This is a genomic window from Halorubrum sp. CSM-61 (assembly GCF_003781945.1).
Classification (GTDB): Archaea; Halobacteriota; Halobacteria; order Halobacteriales; family Haloferacaceae; genus Halorubrum.
Map to the genome: position 1 here is coordinate 216613 of NZ_RJJW01000001.1, position 24604 is coordinate 241216.

At 70.6% G+C, this 24604-nt stretch carries 26 protein-coding genes; 15 read left to right on the forward strand and 11 right to left on the reverse strand.

The window, feature by feature from the left end; genetic code table 11:
- The first annotated feature begins 196 nt into the window (after positions 1-196).
- Both EDM04_RS01105 and EDM04_RS01110 read left to right on the forward strand, forming a co-directional pair.
- Positions 197-424 (forward strand): TrmB family transcriptional regulator, encoded by a 228-nt coding sequence (locus EDM04_RS01105; protein ID WP_123619338.1) that lies wholly within the window; start codon positions 197-199, stop codon positions 422-424.
- 85 nt (positions 425-509) lie between these two features.
- Complete coding sequence (locus tag EDM04_RS01110; protein ID WP_123619339.1) at positions 510-1145, forward strand: uracil-DNA glycosylase family protein; 636 nt, start codon at positions 510-512, stop codon at positions 1143-1145.
- 31 nt (positions 1146-1176) lie between these two features.
- Here the strand turns inward: EDM04_RS01110 and EDM04_RS01115 are convergent, their stop codons facing one another.
- Positions 1177-2376 (reverse strand): NAD-binding protein, encoded by a 1200-nt coding sequence (locus EDM04_RS01115; protein WP_123619340.1) that lies wholly within the window; start codon positions 2374-2376, stop codon positions 1177-1179.
- Between the two features lie 131 nt (positions 2377-2507).
- Between EDM04_RS01115 and EDM04_RS01120 the strand changes: the two genes are divergently transcribed.
- From EDM04_RS01120 to EDM04_RS01145, 6 genes are all read left to right on the forward strand, one after another.
- Positions 2508-3794, forward strand: a complete 1287-nt coding sequence (locus EDM04_RS01120; RefSeq protein ID WP_123619341.1) for a potassium channel family protein — start codon at positions 2508-2510, stop codon at positions 3792-3794.
- Positions 3795-3829: 35 nt separating this feature from the next.
- Positions 3830-5188: a cation:proton antiporter regulatory subunit gene (locus EDM04_RS01125; protein WP_123619704.1), complete on the forward strand. Its 1359-nt coding sequence runs from the start codon at positions 3830-3832 to the stop codon at positions 5186-5188.
- Positions 5189-5211: 23 nt separating this feature from the next.
- Positions 5212-5499 carry a ubiquitin-like small modifier protein 1 gene (locus EDM04_RS01130; RefSeq protein WP_123619342.1) on the forward strand — a complete coding sequence of 96 codons (288 nt, stop codon included), beginning with the start codon at positions 5212-5214 and terminating at the stop codon, positions 5497-5499.
- Between the two features lie 60 nt (positions 5500-5559).
- Positions 5560-6660 carry a deoxyhypusine synthase gene (locus EDM04_RS01135; RefSeq protein ID WP_123619343.1) on the forward strand — a complete coding sequence of 367 codons (1101 nt, stop codon included), beginning with the start codon at positions 5560-5562 and terminating at the stop codon, positions 6658-6660.
- 569 nt (positions 6661-7229) lie between these two features.
- Positions 7230-7430 (forward strand): hypothetical protein, encoded by a 201-nt coding sequence (locus tag EDM04_RS01140; RefSeq protein ID WP_123619344.1) that lies wholly within the window; start codon positions 7230-7232, stop codon positions 7428-7430.
- Positions 7431-7435: 5 nt separating this feature from the next.
- Positions 7436-7642 (forward strand): hypothetical protein, encoded by a 207-nt coding sequence (locus EDM04_RS01145; RefSeq protein WP_123619345.1) that lies wholly within the window; start codon positions 7436-7438, stop codon positions 7640-7642.
- A gap of 37 nt (positions 7643-7679) precedes the next feature.
- On the opposite strand, the gene EDM04_RS01150 is transcribed toward EDM04_RS01145, so the two are convergent.
- From EDM04_RS01150 to EDM04_RS01160, 3 genes are all read right to left on the reverse strand, one after another.
- Positions 7680-8714, reverse strand: a complete 1035-nt coding sequence (locus EDM04_RS01150; protein WP_123619346.1) for an MsnO8 family LLM class oxidoreductase — start codon at positions 8712-8714, stop codon at positions 7680-7682.
- Between the two features lie 164 nt (positions 8715-8878).
- The gene (locus EDM04_RS01155; protein WP_050026084.1) at positions 8879-9055 is read right to left on the reverse strand and encodes a 50S ribosomal protein L37e; all 177 of its coding nucleotides are present in this window, start codon (positions 9053-9055) and stop codon (positions 8879-8881) included.
- Entirely contained in the window at positions 9052-9294 is a 243-nt protein-coding gene (locus EDM04_RS01160) for an LSM domain-containing protein (protein WP_008006650.1), read from the reverse strand. The genes EDM04_RS01155 and EDM04_RS01160 overlap by 4 nt, the downstream gene beginning before the upstream one ends.
- A 279-nt stretch (positions 9295-9573) precedes the next feature.
- Here EDM04_RS01160 and EDM04_RS01165 point away from each other — a divergent pair, with 279 nt between their 5' ends.
- Genes EDM04_RS01165 through EDM04_RS01175 form a run of 3 tightly spaced genes read left to right on the forward strand, consistent with a single transcriptional unit; the run spans position 9574 to position 12941 of the window.
- Entirely contained in the window at positions 9574-10926 is a 1353-nt protein-coding gene (locus EDM04_RS01165; protein ID WP_123619347.1) for a ribonuclease J, read from the forward strand.
- Entirely contained in the window at positions 10923-11969 is a 1047-nt protein-coding gene (gene idsA3, locus EDM04_RS01170; protein ID WP_123619348.1) for a geranylfarnesyl diphosphate synthase, read from the forward strand. The genes EDM04_RS01165 and idsA3 overlap by 4 nt, the downstream gene beginning before the upstream one ends.
- 45 nt (positions 11970-12014) lie before the next feature.
- On the forward strand, positions 12015-12941 hold the full coding sequence (locus EDM04_RS01175; protein WP_123619349.1) for a DMT family transporter: 927 nt from the start codon (positions 12015-12017) through the stop codon (positions 12939-12941).
- A gap of 489 nt (positions 12942-13430) precedes the next feature.
- Here EDM04_RS01175 and EDM04_RS01180 read toward each other — a convergent pair whose 3' ends face one another.
- The gene (locus tag EDM04_RS01180; RefSeq protein ID WP_123619350.1) at positions 13431-13898 is read right to left on the reverse strand and encodes a peroxiredoxin; all 468 of its coding nucleotides are present in this window, start codon (positions 13896-13898) and stop codon (positions 13431-13433) included.
- Between the two features lie 79 nt (positions 13899-13977).
- On the opposite strand from EDM04_RS01180, the gene EDM04_RS01185 reads away from it, so the two are divergent.
- From EDM04_RS01185 to EDM04_RS01195, 3 genes are all read left to right on the forward strand, one after another.
- Positions 13978-16233, forward strand: coding sequence for a histidine kinase N-terminal 7TM domain-containing protein (locus EDM04_RS01185; RefSeq protein WP_123619351.1), 2256 nt, complete (start codon positions 13978-13980; stop codon positions 16231-16233).
- Positions 16234-16369: 136 nt separating this feature from the next.
- Complete coding sequence (gene map / locus EDM04_RS01190) at positions 16370-17278, forward strand: type II methionyl aminopeptidase (protein ID WP_123619352.1); 909 nt, start codon at positions 16370-16372, stop codon at positions 17276-17278.
- The gene (locus tag EDM04_RS01195) at positions 17278-17844 is read left to right on the forward strand and encodes an HIT domain-containing protein (protein WP_123619353.1); all 567 of its coding nucleotides are present in this window, start codon (positions 17278-17280) and stop codon (positions 17842-17844) included. The genes map and EDM04_RS01195 overlap by 1 nt, the downstream gene beginning before the upstream one ends.
- Before the next feature lie 271 nt (positions 17845-18115).
- Here the strand turns inward: EDM04_RS01195 and EDM04_RS01200 are convergent, their stop codons facing one another.
- The 4 genes from EDM04_RS01200 to EDM04_RS01215 form a co-directional block, all read right to left on the reverse strand.
- The gene (locus EDM04_RS01200; RefSeq protein ID WP_123619354.1) at positions 18116-18673 is read right to left on the reverse strand and encodes a diadenylate cyclase; all 558 of its coding nucleotides are present in this window, start codon (positions 18671-18673) and stop codon (positions 18116-18118) included.
- A gap of 165 nt (positions 18674-18838) precedes the next feature.
- Positions 18839-19726 (reverse strand): bisanhydrobacterioruberin hydratase, encoded by an 888-nt coding sequence (gene cruF, locus EDM04_RS01205; protein ID WP_123619355.1) that lies wholly within the window; start codon positions 19724-19726, stop codon positions 18839-18841.
- Positions 19723-20628 carry a prenyltransferase gene (locus EDM04_RS01210; RefSeq protein ID WP_123619356.1) on the reverse strand — a complete coding sequence of 302 codons (906 nt, stop codon included), beginning with the start codon at positions 20626-20628 and terminating at the stop codon, positions 19723-19725. The genes cruF and EDM04_RS01210 overlap by 4 nt, the downstream gene beginning before the upstream one ends.
- A complete protein-coding gene (locus tag EDM04_RS01215; protein WP_343198513.1) occupies positions 20625-22154 on the reverse strand; it encodes a phytoene desaturase family protein in 1530 nt (509 codons plus the stop codon). The genes EDM04_RS01210 and EDM04_RS01215 overlap by 4 nt, the downstream gene beginning before the upstream one ends.
- Before the next feature lie 95 nt (positions 22155-22249).
- Here EDM04_RS01215 and EDM04_RS01220 point away from each other — a divergent pair, with 95 nt between their 5' ends.
- Positions 22250-22990 carry an SDR family oxidoreductase gene (locus tag EDM04_RS01220; protein ID WP_123619358.1) on the forward strand — a complete coding sequence of 247 codons (741 nt, stop codon included), beginning with the start codon at positions 22250-22252 and terminating at the stop codon, positions 22988-22990.
- 35 nt (positions 22991-23025) lie between these two features.
- Here EDM04_RS01220 and thiM read toward each other — a convergent pair whose 3' ends face one another.
- Both thiM and thiE read right to left on the reverse strand, forming a co-directional pair.
- Positions 23026-23901, reverse strand: coding sequence for a hydroxyethylthiazole kinase (thiM, locus tag EDM04_RS01225; RefSeq protein ID WP_123619359.1), 876 nt, complete (start codon positions 23899-23901; stop codon positions 23026-23028).
- Positions 23891-24529, reverse strand: coding sequence for a thiamine phosphate synthase (gene thiE, locus EDM04_RS01230; protein WP_123619360.1), 639 nt, complete (start codon positions 24527-24529; stop codon positions 23891-23893). Before thiE ends, thiM begins: the two co-directional genes overlap by 11 nt.
- Positions 24530-24604: the final 75 nt, after the last annotated feature.

Consider the following 24604-nt stretch of genomic DNA (forward strand, 5'->3'; position numbering starts at 1 on the left):
GGATCGATAACGGTCTCCTATCCGTCGTCGGTCGAAATCGGGCGGCGGTCGCGGGGACCGACGCGATCGGAGCCGGCCATCACGATCGGACCCTCGCGCTTTTTCGGCCTGTTCGGCCCGATTCCGGCCCTTTGCGTTGTTTCGACGATCGTTGAATGGGGGGTTTATTATCGTCGAATTCAATGGATCGGACAAGATGTTAGAGACGCAGACCGCACCCACCGCGGCGCCGGCCCTGCCGCCGGAGCTGCAGTCCCCCCGCGCGAAGCTCGTGTACCTGTACCTGACGACGAACGGCGACGCCACCGTCTCCGAGATGGGCGACTCGCTCGGGATGAAGAAGCTCTCGCTGTACAGCATCCTGAAGACCCTCCGAAAGGAGGGCATGGTCGACTGCGACGGCGACACCTACGCGCTGAACTGACGGTACCGTCGTTCGTTCTCCCCGCTTTCGATCCCACCGCACCCGCCAGCGGAGCGTTTACCAGTCCGCGGGACCCAGTGAGGCCGTGGACGCGAACCAGAACGAGCTCCGGAACCCGTTCGGGATGGACACGGACTGCGAGAACTGTCCCGAGCTGTGCGAGGCCCGCGACCGCGTCGTCCACGGCTACGGCGACGTGGGCGGCGAGTTCCTCGTCGTCGGCACGCGGCCGAGCGCGGGCGCCGAGGCCAACGGGGTCCCGTTCACCGGCGGAGACGCCGGCGAGCGCGTGCAGTCGATCTTCGCCGACCTCGGGTTCGTCCGGTCGGCGCCGGACGCGACGGAGCCCGACGTACAGAACGTCTTCTTCACGAACCTGACGCGGTGTCGCCACCCCGAGCGCGAGCCGACCGACCTGGAGATCGAGACCTGCGAGCCGTTCCTCAACGCCGAGATCCGGATGATCAACCCGCAGATCATCGTCCCCGTCGGCGAGCGACCGCTCCGCGAGCTCGCGATCGAGTACACCACTCGCCGCCCGGACTCCTTCGACGTCGACGCCGAGCACGCGACGACGATCCGCGGGCGCGGCTTCGAGCTGGTGCCGATGAAGGAGCCGGAGGAGATGACCGACGCCGAGGCCGACGCGTTCCGAGAGCACATGCGCGAGAACGTGTTGAGCCGGGACTACCGGCAGACGAAGGGGCGGCAGAGCCGCTGAGGGACGGTCACAGCGGGGACCCGCGGTACTGTCACTCGGCCGCGTCGTCGAGGTTCTCCGCGTCGTCGATCGCGTCGCCGAGGAGGTCGGTCGTCGCGTCCTCGCTGTCCGCGCCGAACGCGCAGTCGATGAGGATGTGTCCCCCGAGCGTCGACGGAGAGATGACCTGGTCCGCTCCGGCGCGCCGAAGTTTGTTGACGTTCTCGCGTTGAGTCGCCGCCGCGACGATCCGCACGTCGGGGTTGAGCTGGCGAGCGGTGAGGATCGAGAGCGCGTCGCGCGCGTCGTCCTCGGTGGCGACGACCACCGCGCGGGCCTCCTCGATGTGGGCGTGTTCGAGGGGCTCGACGTCGCTTGGATCGGCGGTGAGCACGGGAACTCCCCGATCGTCGAGTCTGCGCGACGCGGCCTCGTCGCTCGTGACGACGGCGAACATGACGCCGTCCCGTTCGTTCAGTTCTTCGAGGATCGGTTCGGTCAGGTCCCCGTAGCCGAGGACGAGGACGTGGTCGTCGAGGAGGTCGATCTGTTTGTCGGTCATTTTTCCGAGCGCCTTGGAGAGCTGCGCCTCGATGGCGGGCGTGAGGAGGACCCCGAGCGCCACCGCGAACGCGGCGACGTTCATCACGAGCGAGGAGAGCACGAACAGCTGCGCGATGTCGGCGGCCGCGCCGGTCTCCGGGGTCACGTCTCCGTAGCCGACCGTGGAGGCGGTGACGACGGTGAAGTAGAACGCGTCGACGATGGTCTCGACCCCGTTGAACTGGTCGCGGAGCGCGTACGTGCCGACCGTCCCGTACGAGATGGCGGTGACGAGCGCCGCGCCCGCGGCGAGCTGGGTCGGCGAGGGAGAGAAGGTCCTGTCGAACCGCCCGCGGTTGTAGACGAGCGCCGGCATCGACAGGACGGACAGCGCCACGAGGGGGAACGACAGCACCGACGCCTGCATCAGCCCCTGAAGGGCGGTCAGGGGGAGCAAAACGGCCGTGGAGTACCAGCCGACGCGGTAGCCGTTCTTCAGCGCGAACCCGCTTCCCAGCATCGAGAAGCCGGTGATCGTCCCCGTGAACCCGACCGTCTGCCGGACGACGTCGGGGACGTAGGGAGTGAGGGGTCCGGCGACGCCGACCCCGCCGATCTGTGCGAGCCCGGCGAGGATCGACAGGATCGCGACCGCGAACGTCAGGGCGATGGACGCCCGGACGGTCACCCAATCGCGGGTCAGCTCCATGGGAACTCGTCGCCGACGGCGGACTTAAACCCCGCGAGCGAGGTCGACGGCCCCTCCGAGGGAGTCGGCGGGCGGTCCGTGACATCCCCGACGCCGACACACGTTTAACCCCGCCGTCGGTTGAGGGGCGTATGTCACTGCCCGTCGAGATCCTCTTCGGGATCTACCTCGGCGTCATCACCGGGATCGTCCCCGCGCTGGTGGCCGGGGTCCTCGGGTTCGTCTTCAAGTACGTCACCGACGTGACGATCCCCGGGCTCGGGGTGGTCGTGCTGTCGCTCGCGATCGCCGGCGTCAACGGCGGACTGCTCGCGCTCAACGACGAGACGATCCGGTCGTCGGAGCGCGCGCCGGCGATCCTCACGGCGATAATCGTGGTGTTGATGCTCTCGCTGTACGCCCACGCGCAGGGCGACCGGCTCGGCGCCAGCGTCCCGAAGCGGATCTCGCTCAGACAGCTCCGGGACCGGACCCTCTCGACGGACGTGATCGAGCTCGTCGGCGGTCGCGGGCGGGTCTCCGTCGAGGTGAGCGGCGAGGTGGGAGACATGGAGGGGTACCCGCCGCTGCCGGCCGAGACGCGCCGGGCGATCCTCGACGGCGACTGGACGTTCCCGGCGGACCTCCCGCTCGCGGAGCTGGAAGAGCGGTTCGCGGAGCGGCTCCAGACCGAACTCGATCTGGCCGACGTCGCGGTCCGGATCGACGAGCAGGCGAAGGCGACGGTGGCGGCCGCACCGCCGACCGGAGCGCTCTCGAAGCGGGTCCCGGCCGGGAAGCGCGCGGTGTCCGTCTCGGCGCTCGTGCCGACCGGCGTCGCTCGCGGCGACGTGGTTCGAGTGATCACCCCGGACCGCTCCGTCGAGGGGGCAGTGCTCGCCGCGCGCTCGAGCGGGAAGCCGGAACCGGGGGCCGCCGCGGCGCCCGCCCCCGCCGCCTCCGCCGGCGGCGACGACCCGGAACGGGAGGACGCGCGGGCCGACGGAGACGCTCGAACCGACGGCGGGGCGGAGGCCGTCGCCTCCCCGCCGGCGGCGACCGCGCCCACGACGACCGGCGGCGAGGGGCGGGTGACCGTCGCCGTCGACCGGTCCGAGGCGACGGGGCTCCTGCGCGCCGACCGGGGGCGGGTGCTGGTGCTGTCGCGGGGCACCCGCCGCGAGTACGAGCTCACGGCGCTGTTGCGTCGGACCGGCAAGCGGTTCCGGAAGGTCTCCGTGATCGCCGGCGGGCCGCTGGACGGGCACACCATCGGCGAGGCCGAGATCCGCGAGGCGTACGACGTGGCCGTGCTCGCGGCGCGCCACGAGACGTGGACGATCGCGCCGAGCGGGTCGCAGTCGCTGTCGGCGGGCGACGAGCTGTTCGTCGTCGGGAGCCGCGACGCAATAAACCGGTTCGCGGAGGTGGCCGCGTGACCGCCGCGGTCGCCGCGGCCGCCGGCGCGGAGGCGGTGACGGCGAGCACGGGCGCGACGGGCGTCGCCGCCGTCGCCGCGACCGTCGTCGACGTCGGCTTCGCGCGGCCGCGGCAGGCGGCGGTCACCCTCGTCACGTTCGCGGTCGTCGCCGCGCTGGTCGCGGGGAGCGCGGCGCTGACCTACCGCTGGTACTTCCGCACGGAGATCCCCGAGGGGGTGACCGGCCTGCTCGGCGTCGCGGTCGTCGCGCTGTACCTCAACACGACCTCGCTGGGGTCGGTGGCGGTCGGCGACAACCCGGCGCTTCTGGCGCCCGAGAGCGTGTTCTTCAACCTCGTCTCGCTCGGCGTCGCGGCGGTGATGGCGCCCGTCGGCCGGTACGCGGGCGACCGGCTCGCGGTCGACGTGTTCGCGCTCTCCGGGGCCAAGCAGCTCGAGGGCGAGCTGAGCGGCGTCGTGCGCGCGGTGGGTCGGTTCACGGCGGTGACGCTCCCGGCGGCCGACGAGATCGGCGACATGGACACGTACGACCCGGTCTCGCCGGAGAAGAAGGAGGAGCTCGCCGAGACGACTCTGCTCTTCCCGCGGAAGATCTCGGAGGAGGACCTCCGTCAGCGGCTCGTCGCGCGGCTCAAAGAGGAGTACGGCGTCGGCTACGTCGACGTCGACCTCGGCGCGGACGGGACGGTCGAGTACTTCGCGGTCGGCTCCCGCGCCGCCGGGCTCGGGCCGACGCTCGCGCCGGGATCGGCGGCGATCGCGGTGACCGCGGACCCGCCGAACAACGCCACCGCCGGCGACACGGTCCAGCTGTGGCGGGACGACCCGGCGCCGAAGCGCGTCGCGACCGGCGAGCTCCGCGGGGTCGCCGCCGACGCCGTCACCGTCGCGCTCGACGAGTCGGACGCCGAGCGCCTGACCGACGAGGGCGGGTACCGGCTCGTCACGCTCCCCGCGGAGCCGCAGGCGGACCGGGAGTTCGCCTCCCTGCTGCGGAACGCCGACGAGACGATGGCGTCCGTGACCGTCGAGTCGGGCAGCGACCTCGACGGGAGCACCGTCGGCGAGGTCGACACCGTCGTCGCCGCGGTCCGGCCGGAGGAGGGTTCCGTCCAACCGATCCCCCGGCGATCGTACGCGTTCGGCGCGGGCGACCTGGTGTACCTCGTGGGGCGGCCGGACGCGATCCGCCGGTTCGAGACGGCCGCGGCGGGGACCCCCGAAAACGCGTCCGTGCCCGCCGAAGGGAGAGGCGACGCGGGCGACGGGGGCGGAGGCGAGAACGGCGGAGGCAGCGACGACACCGAGACCGCCGACGGCAGCGACACCGAAGCCACCGACGCCGACGCGACCGAGCCCGCCGAGAACCCGGACGGGGCGCAACGCTCTTGAGTCGCCCGCGCGCGGATCCGCGTATGGAGTGGAAGCTGTTCGCCGATCTCGCGGAGATCGCCGGCGGACGCGAGGTCGACGTGGCGGCGGAGTCGGGAGACACGGTCGGCGACGCGCTCGACGCGCTGTTAGAGGCCCGCCCGGGCCTCCGCGACCGGGTTCTCGACGGTGACGACGAGGTCGCCGACCACATCAACGTCCTCCGGAACGGCCGCGACGTCCGCCAGGACGGCGGGATGGAGACGACCCTCGAAGCCGACGACGAACTGGCGCTGTTTCCGCCCGTGAGCGGGGGCGCCGCCGGGCGGTGAGCTGATCGATAGGGGCCGACAGATCGGTCGTTTCAAACGGTCGCGCACCGCACCTCCGCTATGAGCGACAGCGACGACGACGGCCACGGGGGACCCGAATCCGACGCCGACAGCGGCTCCGGCCACGAGCCGGAAGACGCCGGCGGCGACCCGCCGCGCGAGGAGTTCCACGAGGACCCGGTCGGGCACACCCGCGCGACCGCCGACATGACCGTCGGGCAGCTGGTCGAGGGGTACGGCGACGCCGGGATCGGCGCGGCGTCGGTCAACGAGGCGGGCGACGTGCTCGCGGAGATGTTCGCGAACGACGACTGCACCGTGTTCCTCTCGCTGGCGGGCGCGATGGTGCCCGCGGGGATGCGCCGGATCGTCTCCGACCTCATCCGGGACGGCTACGTCGACGCGCTGGTGACGACGGGCGCGAACCTCACCCACGACGCCATCGAGGCCATCGGCGGGAAACACCACCACGGCCGGACCCACGACCCCGAGAAGAGCCTCCGCGACCACGACGAGGGGCTCCGCGACGAGGGCGTCGACCGCATCTACAACGTCTACCTCCCGCAGGAGCACTTCGCCGCGTTCGAGGGCCACCTGCGCGAGGAGGTGTTCCCGGCGCTGGAGGCCGACCCCGACGCCGAGGGCGCCGATCCCGTCTCCATCGCGGACCTCACCCGCGAGCTCGGCCGCGCCAACGCCGCGGTTAACGAGCGCGACGACGTGGCCGAGGGCCCGGGTGTCGCCGCCGCGGCCTACGAGTGCGACGTGCCCGTCTACTGCCCCGCCGTGCAGGACTCCGTGCTCGGCCTCCAGGCGTGGATGTACGCCCAGACCGCCGACTTCACGCTCGACGCCCTCGCCGACATGACGGAGCTGACAGACCTCGCGTTCGACGCCGACGACGCCGGCTGCCTGCTCGTCGGCGGCGGCGTCCCGAAGAACTTCACCCTCCAGACGATGCTCGTCACCCCGCGCGCCTACGACTACGCGGTCCAGATCACGATGGACCCGGAGGCGACCGGCGGGCTCTCCGGCGCCACCCTCGAAGAGGCCCGGTCGTGGGGAAAACTGGAGAAGGACGCGCGCAACGCCTCCGTCTACGGCGACGCGACCGTCATGCTGCCGATGCTGATCGCGGCCGCCCGCGAGCGCGTGGAGTAGCGATCCGAGCGACGGCGACGTTTGTTTATAAATCGATCTGCGGTGGCGCGTGCCTGCGAGCGGCCGCCCTCGGCGGCCGGGAGTCAGCACGCGCGAGGGAGCCCGCGGCCGCCGCTGGCGGCCGCGGCGAGGCTGGGGAGGCGTGAGGCTGCGGTGCGGGCGGGGCGGAACTCAAAGGGGCAGTTGCCGGCGGCTTTGCCGCCGGCTGCCAGAGGCGCGAAGCGCCTCGCTGTCACCGGCGCATAGCGCCGGTTTCAAGCGAGAGCTTCGCTCTCGCCCTGCCGCGAGGGCGAAGCACGGCGACGCGAGCGACTGAGGAACGCAACGAGGCGCGCGAGCCGTTGCGGCTGGGGCTTTGGAGGAGTTCACCGCAGATACACCATCAACCACTTATAAGCGAGCAGTTGGAGCTTTGGTATCGTTCACCGGGTCCACTGCCGCCAATCATTCACGACTACGTTCACACCGTCATCAGCGCTCTCCAGACGCGCGCCCGCCGAAACCGCGCGTCCATAACCCGTAATTACATGTAATTAGATTTTTCACCTCGGAGCGAGTCACCCGAGGCAATGAGCGACTACACCACTATCTCGCTGCGCAAGGAGTTCGTTTCGGACGTCGAGGAGTACATCGAAGACGAGCCGTTCGGCTCGGTCAAGGAGTTCGTGAAACACGTGGTCGTCCAGGAGATGGAGTCGGACGACGTGATCAGCGAGGCGGAGGCCCGGCGGATCGGTCAGAAGCTCCGGGACCTGGGGTACATGGAGTGACCGGAATGACCGAGAGCTCCGCCGTCGGCCTCCCGGAGCGGTTCTCGCGGGCGGACCTGATACTCGCGTGCATGCCGCTGCTGTTCGCGGGCGGCTACGCGGTCGGGGCGGCGGCGTTCGGCGCGTGGCCGGCCGCCCTCGCGCTCGCGGCGATCGCGGGCTGTCTGCCGATGGTCGACGGGCTGTTCTGGAACCCGCCGCGGGTCGAGTGAGCGGCGCACTCGCGTCCGCGGAACCGGCTACCGTCCGCTATCTATCGACGCCCTCCAACCCGACCGCCTCCGCCAACAGCGCGTGCGACTCGAGCGCGTCCCCGTGGTCGGGCACCGCGTGCTGGATCATCGTCTCGTCGGCGCCCACCCGGTCCGCGAGCTGTTCGAGGAGGTCAGATATCGTCGACGGGCTCCCCGAGATCGCTCGGGGCCACTCGTCCGGGTCGAGGGTCGCGGGCGTCGGCTCGGGGGCGCCGCCGAGCTCCGCGATCGACTCCTCGATAGAGGGGATCGACCCCACCACGCCGCGCTGCATCCGCTTGAACGTCGCTTCCGCGGGCGCGCGGCGCCGAGCCGCGGCCGCGTCCGTCTCGGCGGCGACCGCGTTGACCGCGACCATCCCGTACGGCTCCTCGAGGCCGTCTCCGAGATCCGTCGGCTCGAACCGCTCCCGGTAGGCTTCGAAGGCGCGCTCGGCGAGTTCCGGCCTGATGAACGCCGCGAAGCAGAACCGGACCCCGAGCTCGCCCGCGATCGCGGCGCTCGACGGGCTGGAGCCGAGCACCCACGGGACCGGCGGGTCCGCGCCGGACCGGGGAACCGTCAGGTCGGCGTACGCGTGGTCGTCGGGGAAGGCGTCGTACAGGTGGCTCACGACCGCGCGGATGCGCTCCTCGTGGTCCTCGTCGGGGTTCTCGACGCGGCGGTCCGTGCCGAGCGCGCGGTCGGAGGCCGGCGAGCCGTTCGCTCGTCCGAGGCCGGCGTCGATCCGCCCCGGCGCGAGCCCGTCGAGCGTCCCGAACGCCTCCGCGACCTTGTACGGGCTGTAGTGGTTGAGCAGGACGGCGCCGGAGCCGATCCGGAGCTCCTCGGTGGCGCCCGCGAGGCGACCGAGCAGCACCTCCGGAGTCGTCCCGGCGAGGCGGTCGCCCATGCCGTGGTGCTCGGCGACCCAGAACCGCGAGTAGCCCAGCCGCTCGGCCCGCTCCGCGGCCGCGATCGTGTTCGCGTACGCATCGGCCGCGGTCCCGCCCGCGGGGACCGGCGAGAGGTCGACGATCGAGAGGTCCATACCCGCCGTCGGCGATCCCGGGCGTTAACGGTTGGGCTCCCGGCGGTCGCGTCGGGGGGCCGGAAGCCGCTCGGGGTCGATCGGAAGCGGCTTGAGGGCGATCGAACCCCCGGCGCGACGGCTGGGGAACTGAGAAACGAAGGCGTCGAAAGAGAGCGCGGTCGTCAGTTGTCGCCGGTCTTCGACTGCCAGGCGTAGTCGCGGCGGGAGGCGGAGTCGCCGAAGCCGCACGAGGAGCAGCGCTCCTTCTTGACGTGGTAGGATTTCTCGCCGCAGCGGCGGCACTTCACGTGAACCGTCTTGTTCTTCTTCCCCTGAGAGGGCGTTCCGGAGCCGGTCATGCTTTGATGGTGACGACGTTATCGCCGCGTATAATCGTTGTGTCTTCGATCGCGACCGCGAACTCGCCGTCGAGGTCGTCGTCGACGCGGTCGTCCACGTCGGATTCGGGTTCGATGACGACGTTCATGTGCTGGTCGTAGCCGGCGAGGACGCCGTAGTACGTCGTCCCGTCCTTCAGGTGAACCGTCACCGGCTCCTCCAGCGACGCTTCGAGCACGTCGAGGGGTCGTCCACTCATTGTCCGTATCGCCGCCCGTCGCACTAATAAAAATACCGGGACACAGGGGGATCGCGGTGCGCCACGGCGTCGTGAGGAGCGAACGGGTACCGCGTCCGAACCCGGGTGTTTTTAAAGCGGGCGGGAGTACGGCGAGATACCACACTCCCGCGGGACACGGTGAGTCGACGTCGGCTCGGCCGTAGCGGGGCCTCAACGACGCGCGGACGAACGTAGCGCTGACGGCTCCTTGCGGGGTTTCAGTGATGGACGCCCACCGCGGCGTTCGAACCACAAACCATGGAAATCGAAATTGCGACACTCGGCGGTTACGAAGAGGTCGGTCGACAGATGACGGCGGTCCGAGCGGGCGAGGACATCGTCATCTTCGACATGGGCCTGAACCTCAGTAAGGTCCTCATCCACGACAACGTGGAGACCGAGAGCATGCACAGCCTCGACCTGATCGACATGGGCGCGATCCCGGACGACCGCGTCATGAGCGAGCTGGAGGGCGACGTACAGGCGATCGTCCCCACCCACGGTCACCTCGACCACATCGCGGGCATCCCGAAGCTCGCGCACCGGTACGACGCGCCCATCGTGGGCTCGCCGTACACGATCGAGCTGGTCAAACAGCAGATCGACGACGAGGGGAAGTTCCAGGTCGACAACGACCTCGTGAAGATGAAGGCGGGCGGCACGATGGCCATCGGCGACTCCGAGCAGGTCGAGATGGAGTTCGTCAACGTCACCCACTCGATCATCGACGCGATCAACCCGGTCCTCCACACGCCCGAGGGCGCGATCGTCTACGGACTCGACAAGCGGCTGGACCACACGCCCGTCATCGGCGACCCGATCGACATGGACCGGTTCCGCGAGATCGGTCGTCAGGACGAGGGCGTTCTGGCGTACATCGAGGACTGCACGAACGCCGGTCGGAAGGGGCGGACTCCCTCCGAGTCGTACGCGAAGAAGCACGTCGAGGACACGCTGAAATCGATGGAGGACTACTCGGGCGGGATCATCGCCACGACGTTCTCCTCTCACATCGCCCGCGTGAAGACCCTCGTCGAGTACGCCCGCGAGATCGGCCGGCAGCCGGTCCTGCTCGGTCGCTCGATGGAGAAGTACTCGGGCACCGCGGAGCGGCTCGACTTCGTCGACTTCCAGGGCGACGTCGGCATGTACGGCCACCGGAAGTCGGTCGACCGCGCGTTCAAGCGGATCATGAAGGAGGGGAAGGGGAACTTCCTCCCCATCGTGACGGGCCACCAGGGCGAGCCGCGCGCGATGCTCACCCGCATGGGCCGCGGCGAGACGCCGTACGAAATCGACGACGGCGACAAGGTCGTCTTCAGCGCGAGCGTCATCCCGGAGCCGACCAACGAGGGGCAGCGGTACCAGTCCGAACAGCTCCTCCGGATGCAGGGCGCGCGCCTCTACGACGACATCCACGTCTCCGGCCACCTCCGCGAGGAGGGCCACTACGAGATGCTGCAGGCGCTCCAGCCCCAGCACGTCATCCCCGGTCACCAGACGCTGAAGGGCCGCTCGCCGTACGTCGACCTCGCGACCTCGCAGGGGTACAAGCTCGGACGTGACGTCCACGTCACGCAGAACGGCAACGTCATCCAGCTCGTCGAATGACGAGCGAGACGAAGGAGGCGCGGGTGCTGGAGGCCATCCGCGAGCGGCGTGACCTCGTCAACGCCGCTATCGACGAGGAGCTGCCGGTACAGCACCCGGAGCGGCTCTACGAGGCGACGCGGTACATCCTCGAAGCGGGCGGCAAGCGGCTCCGGCCGACGGTGACGACGCTGGCCGCGGAGGCGGTGACCGGGACCGACCCGCTCGACGCCGACTTCCGCGAGTTCGCGGCCCTCGACGGCAACACCGTCGACGTGATGCGCGCCGCGGTCGCCATCGAGGTGATCCAGTCGTTCACGCTGATCCACGACGACATCATGGACGAGGACGACCTGCGGCGGGGCGTCCCGGCCGTCCACGAGAAGTACGACACGTCGACCGCCATCCTCGCCGGAGACACGCTCTACTCGAAGGCGTTCGAGTTCATGACGGAGACGGGCGCGGACCCGCAGAACGGGCTGGAGGCGATGCGGATGCTCGCGTCCACCTGTACGGAGATCTGCGAGGGGCAGGCGCTCGACGTCTCCTTCGAGAGCCGCGACGACATCCTCCCGGAGGAGTACTTAGAGATGGTCGAGCTGAAGACCGCCGTCCTCTACGGCGCTTCGGCCGCGACGCCCGCCCTCCTGCTCGGCGCGGACGAGGAGGTCGTCGACGCCCTCTACCAGTACGGGATCGACTCCGGCCGGGCGTTCCAGATCCAGGACGACGTGCTCGACCTGACCGTCCCTTCCGAGGAGCTGGGCAAGCAGCGCGGATCCGACCTCGTCGAGGGGAAGGAGACGCTGATCACCCTCCACGCCCGCCAGCAGGGCGTCGACGTGGACGGGCTGGTCGAGGCCGACACCCCCGCCGAGGTGACCGAGGAGGCCATCGACGACGCGGTGGCGGCCCTCGAAGACGTCGGCTCGATCGCGTACGCCCGCGAGACGGCCGAGGACCTCACGGAGCGGTCGAAGGAACACCTCGAAATCCTCCCCGAGAGCGGGTCCCGAGAGCTGTTGGCCGATCTCGCGGACTACCTGATCGTTCGCGGCTACTGAGCCGAAACGGACACCGCTTTACTCCCGGACCGCCTTCGATCGGTCGTGTCCAGGTACCGAGACGTCGCCCTCTTCTTCGCGCTCGCGCTGCTTTGGGGCGGCTCCTTCGTCGCGATCGAAGTCGGCCTCGACTACTACCCGCCCGTGCTGTACGCCGCCTACCGGTTCGACTTGGCGGCGCTCGCGCTCGTGTCGTACGTCCTCCTGACGGACGCCGGCCCCTTCCCACGTACTCGCGCCGACGCGGCCGCGATCGGGTTCAGCGGCGGGCTCTCGGTCGCCGCCAACAACGCCCTGCTGTTCGTCGGCCAGCAGTACACGACCAGCGGGATCGCGTCGATTACCTACAGCCTCGTTCCCATCGCGACCGCGGCGGTGGCGGCCGTCTGGGTCGGCGGCTCGGACCTCGACGCGCGCGGCGCGCTGGGCGTGGTGCTCGCGTTCGTCGGCGTCGGGCTCGTCGCCCAGCCGAACCCCGCGAACCTCGCGGGCGGCGTCACGATCGGCGTCGGCCTCATCTCGATCGGCGTGCTCGCGGTCGCGGTCGGCAGCGTCGGGCTCAGGACGGTGGAGACGAGCCTCTCCAGCATCGCGCTCACCGGGTGGGCGATGCTGTTCGGCGGGCTGCTCATCCACGGGCTGAGCCTCGGGCTCGGCGAGCCCCAGCAGCTCCCGTCGACCGCGCTCCCGGCGGTCGCCTCGCTTTTGTTCCTCGGCGTGCTGTCCTCGGCGATCGCGTACACCATCTACTTCACGCTGCTCGACCGGCTGGGCGCGTTCGAGATCAACCTCGTCTCCTACGTCGTCCCCGTGGTCGCGACCGTCGCCGGGGCGGTCCTCCTCGCGGAGCCCGTGACGCCGCTGACCGTCGCCGGCTTCGCCGTCATCGTCGTCGGATTCACGCTGTTGAAGCGGCACGCGATCGCCGACGAGGTGCCGCGGCTCCTCTCGCGGGTCGGCGGGTTGTTTTAAACGGGTTGGTGAGGTGATCGCTGACGGGTGCGTCTTGATCGAGAGCGAGAGTACGTGGATCGGGCTTTCTCGGTTGGTGTTTATAAGTCGAATCGCGTTGTTGCCGGCGGCTGTTTATACGTTATCGACGGCTCTGCGGAGAACACCACCAAAGCTCCAGGCGCTCGTTTATAAGTGATTGCTGACAGCGGATCGGCGGTAAACATCTCCAAAGCCCCAGCCGCGAGGGCGGCGCACGTTCGCTGCGCTCCTCGCTCGCGTTGCTCGCTGCGGTGCTTGCGTCACCTGCGCCGCCCTCGCGACTGCCCCTTTGAGTCCACCCGACCGCACCGCAACCGCAGCCTCACGCCTCCCCAGCCTCGTCGGCCTCCCGTCGCTTCGCTCCGGTCGGCCGACTCCCTCGCACGCGCTCCTCGCGGCCGCCGGAGGCGGCCGCTCGAAGGCGCGCGCCACCACAGGTCATTTATAAGCGATTATCGCCGCCGCTCATCAGCCCTCCAGCGCCTCGATCTCCTCGAGGATCTCGACCGCGTGGTCCTCGGGGGAGACGCCCTCGTACGCGAGGACGACGGTCCCCTCGTCGTCGAGCACGTACGTGTTCCGGAACACGCCGTCGAAGGTGTTGCCGAACATCTGCTTCTCGCCGTAGGAGTCGTACGCGCTCGCGACCGCGCCGTCGGGGTCCGAGAGCAGCGCGAACGGGAGGTCGTACTCCTCGGCGAACGGTTCGAGGTCCTCGACGGGGTCGTCGCTGATCCCGACGACCGCGACGTCGGATCCCTCGAAGGCGTCCCACTCGTCGCGGAAGCCGCACGCCTCGGTCGTACACCCCGGCGTGTCGGCCCGCGGGTAGAAGTAGACGACCGTGTACCGCGCCGCTGACGGGTCGACGGTGACGGCCGCTCCGTGCTGGTCTGACAGCGTGATCTCGGGTGCGGGATCGCCCGGTTCGAGCATACCTGCCGTGGCTTCGCCCCGGTATTAGGACGTTCGGTCCGGTTCCTTTTTATCTGTCACTGTCATGCAGTCGGTATCGATGGAGTGGCAACCGACGCCGTACACGGCCCCGTTGCTCGTGGCGGCGCTCGCGTCCTTTTCCTTCGCCGCGTACGCCCTCCGGAACCGGTCACGCGGGGAGACGCCGCTCGTGCGGAGTTTCGTCGCCGTCACGGTCGCCAGCGGGGTCTGGTCGCTGGCGTACGCGGCGCAGCTGTCGGCGACGACGCTCGAGGCGAGCCTGTTGTGGAACCGCCTCGTCTGGGTCGGGATCGCGGCGCTCGCGGTCGCCTGGCCCGCGTTCGTGTTCGCGTACGTCGGCTGGACGTCGTGGCTCCGGCCGGGCCGCATCGCCCTCCTCTGTGCCGTCCCCGCGACCGTCCTCGGCGGCGTCCTCCTCGTCGGCGCCGACGCGCTGTTTTACGCGTCCCCGTCGCTGTCCGCGACGAACGGATACCTCGTCTTGGAGTACCTGCCGACGCCCGCGCTCCTCGCATTCATGACCTACAGCTACGCCGTGAACCTGTTCACCTTCGGCGTGCTCGGCTACGCCGCGCTCGCCCGCGACGGCGTGTTCCGGCGGCAGGCCGCGCTGCTGCTCGCGGCCGGCGTGGCGCCGATGACCGTCGGGGTCATCGGAATCGCGGGGGTTCTGGGTCCCGCCTTCGTCGACCTCACGCCGGTCACGTTCGCGGCCACCTCCGGCCTGCTCGGCTGGGTGGTGTTTCGGCACCGGCTCCTCGACCTCTCCCCGATCGCCCGCGACGCGGTGTTCTCGAACCTCTCCGACGGCGTCGTCGTCGTCGACGCCGCCGGTCGCGTCGTCGACTTGAACCAACCGGCGCGCCGGCTGTTCCCCTCCGCGGCGGTCGGCTGCGGAGTCGACGAGGCGTTCGAGCGCGCGCCGGCCGTGACCGACCTCGTGACGTCGACCGGAGGAGGCGACGGAGTGGGGTCCGCCCGCGCCCCCGGGGCGAAGCCCGACGACGACCTCAGGGTGACCGTCGACGGGGGGTCCGATCCCCGCTTCCTGACCGTCGCCGCCCACTCGATCGCCGCGGCGGGGGGCGGACACGGGGTCGACGGTGAGACGGGGTCCACGGCGGGCGGAACCGTCCTCCTGTTCCGCGACGTCACCGAGCGCGAGACGCTCCAGCGTCGCTACCGAGCGCTCATCGAGAAGTCGCCGAACGTCATCGCCGTCTGCGGGGCCGACGGCCTGCTCCGATACGTGAGCCCGTCGATAGAGCGGCTGCTCGGTCACACCCCCGCGGCGATCGAGGGGCGGCCGGTGATCGATCTGGTCCACCCGGACGACCGGCGGGAGGCGCAGCGCGCGTTCGAACAGGCGTTCGAGACCGACGAACAGCGGTCGCTCGACCACCGGATCGTCCACGCCGACGGGAACTGGCGCCGGTTCGAGACGACGGTCGAGCGTCTGTTCGAAGACACCGAGGAGGTGGTGATCACCGCCACCGACGTGACCGAGAGCCGGCGGTACGAACAGCGGCTCCAGGTCCTCAACCGGGTCCTTCGACACGACCTGAAGAACGACACGAACGTCATCGGCGGGTACGCGGACCTCCTGCGGGACCACGTCGACGGCGAGGGCGACGAGTACCTCGACGTCATCGACCGGAAGGTCGAGACGCTGACTCACCTCAGCGATCAGGCCCGCGAGATCGACGTGGCGCTTCACAGCGACGGGACGCGCGCGGTGATCGACCTGTCGGGGCTGGTCACGCGACTCTGCGACATGCTTGAGTCGTCGTTCCCGGACGCGACGGTGACGGTGTCGACGCCGGACGAGGCGGTGGTGTGCGCCGACGAGCTGTTGGAGTCCGCGGTCCGGAACGTGCTGGAGAACGCGGTCGTCCACAACGACGGCGACCAGCCGATCGTCGAGGCGGCCGTCGACCCGGACGGCGACGGGTACCGGATCGCCGTCGCCGACAACGGCCCCGGGATCCCGCCGGTCGAGCGGAGCGTGTTCTCGGAGGCGCGCGAGACGGCGCTCGAACACGCGAGCGGGCTCGGCCTCTGGCTCGTCCACTGGATCGTCACCGAGTCCGGCGGGGAACTGGAGATCCACACCCGCGAGCCGACGGGGACGCTGATCACGATGTGGTTCCCGACGCCGGACGGGGCCGCCGCGGAGGGGGAGACGACGGGGGAATCGGAAGGGGAGTCGGAGGGCGAGGAGGCCGCGGAACCCGAAGAGGAGACGGACGACGGTCCGAGCTCTGGCCGCGACCCGGCGGCCGCCGATACCCCGTCCGCCGACCGCGACCTCTGACCCCGTCGCGACCGCCCCCTTTAGCCCGCGTTGCGACCGACAACTTCGGTCCCGCCCCACGGCCCGTCTCCCGACCGCTGTGAGTCCGTGACCTCCCTCCGCAACCTCTTTGCGGTCGCTCGCCGAACCCGGTGACATGAGCCACGGATCCCTGGACGACGACGCGGTCGAGAGCTACCGGGAGGCCGGCGCGGTGCTGGTCGAGGCGATGAACGAGGCGCGCGAGATGGTCGAGCCGGGACGGACCCACCTCGAGGTGGCCGAGTGGACGGAAGACTTCATCCGCGAGCAGGACGCGGGGCTCGCGTTCCCCGTCAACATCAGCGTCGACCCCGAGGCCTCCCACGCCACCCCGAGCCGCGACGACGACACCGAGTTCGGCGAGGAGATGGTGTGTCTCGACGTCGGGGTCCACGTCGACGGCTACATCGCCGACGCGGCGGTCACGGTCGACCACACGGGGACCCCAGAGCTGGTTGAGGCCGCCGAGATGGCGCTTGAGGCCGCGGTCGACGAGGCCGGGCCGGGCGTCGAGGTCGGCGTGATCGGGCGGGCGATCGAGGACGTGATCCGCGGGTACGGCTACACCCCCGTCCTGAACCTCTCCGGGCACGGCGTCGAGCGCTACGACGCGCACACGGGGCCGACGGTCCCGAACCGCGGCGTCGACCGCTCCGTCGAGCTGGAGCCGGGACAGGCGGTCGCCATCGAGCCGTTCGCCACCGACGGCCGCGGGAAGGTCGGCGAGGGGACCGAAGAGGAGATCTTCGAGCGCGAGGGCTCCGCGAGCGTCCGCGACCGCCGCGCGCGACAGGCCCTCGAAGAGATCGAGGCGTTCGACGACCTCCCCTTCGCGGCGCGGTGGCTGGAGGGCGACCGCGTGGAGATGGCCCTGCGACGCCTCAAGCAGGCGAACGCGGTGAAGGGGTACCCCGTCCTCAAGGAGGCCGACGACGCCCTCGTGAGTCAGGCGGAACACACCCTGCTCGTCACCGACGACGGCGTCGAGATCACGACCGCGGGCATCCACGACTTCGACGGCTGATGGACCGGATCTACGCGCCGTGGCGGATCGAGTGGGTCGAGCGCGATTCCGACCCGATCGACGGCTGCCCGTTCTGCGTCCTTCCCGAGCGCGAGGACGCCCGCGAGGCGCGCGTGGTCGCCCGCAGCGAGCGCAACTACGTCCTGTTGAACAACGCGCCGTACAACCCCGGCCACGCGATGGTGATCCCGGACGAACACGTCGAGGACCCGACCGACCTCGACGACGCGGCCCTGCTCGATCACGCGAAGCTGAAGTCGGCGACGCTCGCGGCGCTGCGCGACGACGTGGACCCCGACGGGGTGAACACCGGGCAGAACCTCGGCGACTCGGCGGCCGGCGGCTCGATCGACCACCTCCACACCCACGTGGTCCCGCGGTGGAACGGCGACACGAACTTCATGCCCGTCACGGGCGACACGAAGGTGATCGTGGAGGCGATCGACCGCACCTACGAGCACCTCCACGCCGGTTTCGCCGCCGGCGACGACGTGGTCGATCCGGGCGACGCCGACGCCGGCGAGGCGGTGCGGCTGTCGTTCGATCTCGACGCGCACTCCCGGTGAGTCGGGTTCGTCCTCGCTCGCCACGGATCTCTCGGAATCGAAATTCCAGAGAAGGGTTCCGCTTCAGTATTTAAAACAACCGTGAGTGACGTCGACGATTGCTTATAAAAAAAAACGGTGCGGTCGGCGTCGCCGGCGTCGGAGCCGTCGGCTGTCACCGGGCTTCGCCCGGTTGCCCGGGGGACTGTGTCCCTCGCTGCGAGAGGCGCGTCGCGCCTCCCCGCGTGCCTCCGAGCGCCCATCGGGCGCGAATAGGGAGAGACCGAACCGGCTACTCCCCGCGCCACTGCCCGCCGAGGTCGGCGCGCTGCATCGACTCCGCGTCGCCGTCGCGGAACACGCTCACCCGCCCGCTCTCCTCGCTCAGCGTCACGGTCGCGACGACCTCCGGCCGGACCGAGGTCTCGATCGCGCTCATGTGGCGCGACCCCATCCACGGCTCGTAACTCACGTCGTCGACCAGGTCGGTCTCTCCGCTGCGGGTGCCCAGGTCCCGGAACCGAACCATCTGTTCTTCGATCTCGCCGTCGACCGCGACGACGATCCCGCCGTCCTGCTGGCGGCTCACCGACCCGACCGCCTCGACGAAGGCGCCCTCCGCGAACACCGTGGGACAGCTCTCGCGGGGCCACCGGTTCTCGCCCATCGGATCCGCGTAGTCGCCGTAGTCGCGGTCGGCGACGACCGCGAAGTAGAGCCCCGGTCCCTTGACGTGTGGCTCGTCCCAGTCGTCGAACGCGAGGCTGACGTGCTCGGCGCAGTAGGTCAGCCGGTCGACGATCTCCCGGACCCGGTCGTGGGTGCCGTACTCGATCGCGAGCCCGCTCATCGCGTCTCCTCCGGTCGGTTGTCGACGCCGTCGGCGGAGCCCGCTCCGTCGACGCCGTCGGTGGCGCGAACGCTCATGAGTACGTGAACGTTCGGGGCGTATATAAGATACTCCGAGTCGGCCGTGTAGGCCGGATCGGGTCGAGTCGGAACGAAGCGCGCCCCCTCACCGCCACTGCGTGAACAGGCTCGCGTCGAAGCGGTCGGCGCGGACGAGCCCGACGCCGAACGCGGCCGCGACGGCGGCGGGGAGCAGGTTCCCGTACCAGAGGTTGATCCCGCCCCAGAGGATCACGAAGCTCACCATGTCGTCGAGCATGAACTCGCAGTCCCACAGCCGATCGGCCAGCGTCGTCCCCGCGAACGCCCGGTCGAGCGTGACCACCGCGACGGTCGCCGACAGCACCCAGCCGGCGTAGTTCGAGAGGGGAACCCCGTAGAAGCTCCCGCCCCCGAAGCTCCAGAAGCCGAGCGCGACCGCGCCGGGGTCTAACACCACGTCCATCGCGACCACCGCGGCGATCACGCTCGCGAGCCGGAGCCATCCGTTCGACGCCCGCGGGCCGAGGAGCAGGAGACAGAGCAGGTACGCGTTTACCACGAGCGGGATGAAGAAGACCGGGAGCGCCAGCGGCACCCCGCCCAGCATCGGCCCGAGGCTCACGGTGTACTCGAAGGTGCCGTACGGCCAGCCGGTGGCGACGCCGAACAGCTCGATCGCGTAGGTGTACGCGACGAGGACGCCGACCCACCCGAGCGCGCGGCGATCGACAGCGGGCAACACCCCGACGACGAGCGGCGAGCGCATCACTAACACGCCGAACAGCACGAACCACGGGTGGAAGGCGAACGGCGCGGGCACCCATCCCTCCGCGCTGCCGACGAGCGCGATCGCGCCGACGAGGGGGAACAGCACGGCGATGGTGAACCGGTTCTCGCGGACGATCCGATCGAGGGAACGCTCCGCCTCGCGGCGCGTGTCGGGGAGCCGCGCGCGGAGCGCGGCGAGTCGCCCCGACGTCGAGGCGGAGGAGGGAGAGGGGGAGTCGCTCACGCGAGCGCCTCCGTGATCGGGTAGACGCGCCAGAGCCCGCCCATCGCCAGCAGGGTGCCGACGGCGGTGTTCAGCGCCGGGAACCACCAGTACGCCCGGTCGACCGCGATCGACGACCGGGAGACCCACGCGACGAAGGCCGGATACACGGCGAGCAGCGCGCCGAGCCGGAGGTCGACCGCGGCGAACGCGACCGCGGCGGCGACCCAGCAGGCGGCGCAGTAGGCGTAGGTCCGGCCCTCGCCGAGCAGCGTCGCCGTCGTCCGGATTCCGGCGGCGCGGTCCGGCTCGATGTCGGGGATCGCCGAGAAGGTGTGCATCCCCATCGCCCAGAGCCACGCGCCAGCGAGCGCCGCGATCGGCGGGTGCGCCCCGGCCACGGCGGCGTACGCGGCCGCGCCCGGCAGGACGTACAGCCCGTTGGAGGCGGAGTCGAGGAGCGGCGTCGTCTTGAACCGGAGCGGCGGGGCGCTGTAGCCGGCGCCGAGCAGCAGGAAGCCGGCGAGGTAGGGCCACGCGACGCGCGGCGTGGCCGCGAACGCGGCGACCCCGAGAACGCCCGAGGCGACCACCACGAGCGAGACGAGGCGGTCCCCCCGCCAGCGCGCCTCGCGGCCCTCCTTCTTCGGGTTCAGCTCGTCGACGTCGGCGTCGAAGGCGTCGTTGACGCCGTAGAGGAAGACGTTCGCCGGCACGAGGAAGTACGCCGCGAGCCCGACCGTCACCGGCGTGAACAGCCCGCTCACGTCGGCGATGCCGTAGGTGACGCCGACGGCGACGGGGCCGGCGAGGTACAGCCAGAACCGCGGTCGCGACAGCACCAGCAGGTACCGGAGGAGGCCCGGGAGCGAGCGTCGGTCGGACGGTCCGGCTCGGTCGGTGTCGCTCACGGCTCCGATCACGCCGTCTTCGACAGCTCCTCGGCTGTCAGCTGTCCGCTGATGAGACACATCGGGACGCCGATACCGGGGGTCGTCGTCGACCCCGTGAAGTAGAGCCCGTCGACCGCGGTAGAGCGGTGGGGCGGGCGGAGCAGCGAGGTCTGTCGCAGGGTGTGTGCCAGCCCGAGCGCGCTCCCCCGATAGCTGTTGTACCGGTCCGCGAAGTCGTCGACGCAGAACGTCTCCTCGAAGACGATCCGGTCGCGGAGTTCCGTGTCGGTGTTCTCGGCGACGTCGTCCAACACGAGGTCGCGGTACTGTTCGCGCAGTTCGGGCGTGTCCTCCAGCCCGGGCGCGATGGGGACGAGGGCGAACAGGTTGCTGTGGCCGTCGGGCGCGACCGTGTCGTCGGTCTCGGAGGGGACACAGAGGTAGTAGGCGGGGTCGTCCGGCCACGACGGGTCGTCGAATATCTGCTCGAAGTGGCGGTCCCACCCCGTCGGCAGCACCAGCGTGTGGTGTTCGAGGTTCGGCACGTCGCCCTCGACGCCGAGGTACAGCAGGAACGCGGAGGGCGCGTACGTCCGCGACTCCCAGTACTCCTCGCTGTACTGCCGCTTGTGTTTCGGGAGCAGCTCCTGTTCGGTGTGCGCGTAGTCGGCGTCGGAGACGACCAGGTCCGCGAGGTGGCGCTCGCCGCCGGCGGTGTCGAGCGCGAACGCTCCCTGTCGACCCTCGATGGCCGTCACCTCGGCGTCGGTGACGTACTCCACGCCGAGCTCGTCGCCGAGGTCGACGATCCCGTCGACGACGGCGCCGATCCCGCCCTCGGGGTAGTAGACGCCCATGTTGTAGTCGACGTGGCTCATCAGGTTGTACAGCGCGGGGGTGTTCGTCGGCGAGCCGCCGAGGAAGACGAGCGTGTACTGCATCAGCTGCTGGAGCTTCGGGTGATCGAAGTAGTCCTCGACGTGCCCCTGCATCTTGCCTAAAAGCGAGAGTCCCCACGAGTAGCGGAGCACGTCTTTATCGACGTAGTCGCGGAGCCGCGGGCGGTCCTCGTACACGAAGTGCTCCATCCCGATCTCGTAGGTGCGCTCGGACTCTTTCAAATAATTCTCGAACGCCTCGCCCGCGCCGGGCTCGTACTCCTCGAAGAGGGCCTTGTTCGCCTCGCGGTCGGGGAGCACGTCGACCCGGTCCCCGTCCTTCCAGAACACCCGGTAGTGGGGGTCGAGCCGCTCTAACTCGTAAAACTCCGACGGCTCGCGGTCGAAGTGGCCGAAGAACCGCTCGAACACGTCCGGCATGAGGTACCACGACGGCCCCATGTCGAACCGGAAGCCGTCGGCCTCGAGTCGGCTCGCGCGCCCGCCGAGCTGCTCGTTCTTCTCCAAGAGGGTCACGTCCGCGCCGGCGTCGGCGAGGTAACACGCGGTCGAGAGGCCGCCGAACCCGCCGCCGATCACGGCGACGGACTCGCCGGCCACGGCGTCGATGTCCGGGGCCACGTCCATGTCGGATCCTACGGCGGGAACGGTATAAATACCGGCCAGACGGTCGGGCGGTCTCGGCGGGGCGACGGGCCGAGCCCCCCGCGAGTGAGTACGCCTAAGTCGGCGACCCCCCTATGGGTTCTCACATGGATCCCACGGTCGCGATCACCGGCGCAACGAGCGGGATCGGGCGGGCCGTCGCCGAGGCGTTCGTCGACGAGGGGGCGTTCGTCGCCGTCTCCGGGCGCGACGGCGACGCGGTCGACCGGACGGTCGCGGCGCTGAACGAGGGCGGGGGAGAGGGGGACGGAGCCGGCGACGAGGGCGCCCGAACCGACGCGGCGGACACCGCGTGGGGCGCCCGCGTCGACGTGCGCGACGAGTTCGACTTAGAACGGTTCTTCGAGGGCGTCGCCCGGGAGGCCGGCCCCGTGGACGCGGTGTTCGCGAACGCCGCCGTCTTCCACGGCGCCCCCGGCGAGAGCCCGACCGACGAGACGAGCTACGCCGGCTACGACGACACGATGCGCACCAACGCCCGCGGCGTCTTCGCGACGGTCTCGGAGGCGGTCCCGCACCTCGCCGAGGACGCGCGGGTCGTCGTCCCGTCCGGGGGCGTCGCCCGCGAGTCCAGAGCCGGGATGGGCGCGTACGCCGTCTCGAAGGCGGCGGCCGAGGCGGTCGCGCGGGGGTTCGCGGCCGACCTCGACGCGGCCGTCGGCGTCGTCGACCCCGGGCTCGTCGCGACCGACCTCACCGGAAAGGAGCGCGCCAGAGACCCCGAGAGCGTCGCGCCGCTGTTCGTCTGGGCCGCCACCGAGGCGCCCGCCGAGGACTTAAACGGCGAGCGGCTCGGCCTCCGCGAGTGGAAGGCGGCGACGCGGTGAGACGCCCTCGAAGCGCCTGAGCGACCGCTATCGGGTCAGACCTCCTCGACCCGCGACGTGACGTCGAGCGGGGGCCGCTCCGACGCCAGCGCGGCGACCGCGTCCATGAACGCCGTCCGGTAGCTCGCCGGTCCCGCCGGGTCGCCCTCCGCGGCGCGCTCGCCGGCGAACCCGTACGCGGCGCACGCGGCGAGCGCGGCCTCGGTCGTCGACGCCGGCGCCCCGTCCTCCCCGACGACCGCCGAGAACGTCCCGAGCGTGCTCGCGAGCATACAGCCCGACCCGACGAACGAGCCCATGCGCTCGTGGCCGACCGCCACCCTGTAGGCACTCTCGCCCTCGTCGTCGGCGACGACGTCGGTCGGGCCGGACGCGACGACGACCGCCCCCGTCTCCGCGGCGAGCGCCCGCGCCGCGTCGGCGACGCCCGCGTCGCTCTCTCCCACGGATTCGACGCCGCGGACCCTCGCCTCCTCGCCGGCGAGCCCGCGGACCTCCCCGGCGTTGCCCTTGATAACGTCAAATGCGACCGCGTCCAGCAGTTTCCCGACCGACTCGGCGCGGTGCGGCGTGGCCCCGTACCCGACCGGGTCGAGGACGACCGGGACGCCCGCCTCGTTCGCGCGCCGGCCCGCGTCGACCATCGCGTCGACGTCGGTCGTCGACGCGGTCCCGGTGTTGATCACGACCGAGTCCGCGCCGGCGGCCATGTCGCCCGCCTCCGCCGGGGCGTCTGCCATCACCGGGAGCCCGCCCCAGTGCAGCGTGACGTTCGCGGTCTCGCTCGTCGTCACGTCGTTGGTGAGATGGTGGACCAGCGGCGCGGCCGCCTCGATCGCGGACAGGGCCTCGGCGACGACCGCGCCGTCGATCGGGGCGTCGTTGGGACCCTCGACCGGCTCACCGCTCATCGCCGACCACCTCCCGGAGCTCCGCGGTCGCGGCGCGCGGGTCGTCCGCGGCCGTGATCGCCGAGACGACCGCCACGCCGGCCGCGCCCGCCTCCGCGACCGCGCCCGCGTTGCCGGCGTCGATCCCGCCGATCCCGACCACGGGGAGGTCGACCGCGTCGGCGAGCGCCGCGACGCGCTCGGGACCCACCCCGTTCGTCTCCGCCGGCACGTCCTTGGTGTCGGTCGCGTACACCGCGCCGACGCCGAGGTAGTCCGCGCCCGCGGCGGCGGCCGCCCGCGCCTCCGGGACCGTCGACGCCGAGACGCCGACGATCGCCTCGTCGCCGAGCCGCTCGCGGGCGACCCCGACCGGCAGGTCCGACTGCCCGAGGTGGACGCCGTCGGCGTCGACCGCGGCGGCCAGGTCGACCCGGTCGTTGACGATCAGGGGGACGCCGGCGTCGGCGGTGAGATCGCGCAGCCGCCGCCCGAGCTCGTATCGCTCGCGCGCCGACCGGTCCTTCTCGCGGAGCTGCACGGCGTCGACGCCGCCGCCGAGCGCCGCCTCGACGACGTCAGCCGTTTTCCGCCCCGCCGACCGACTCTCCTGCGTCACGAGATACGTCCGCCACTCGCTGGGATTCATCAGTGGTACCTTCGGGTAGTGACTGAAAAGTGATTCCGTCCGCCCCGGCGCGATCTTTTCGGTGCGTCCGCGGTC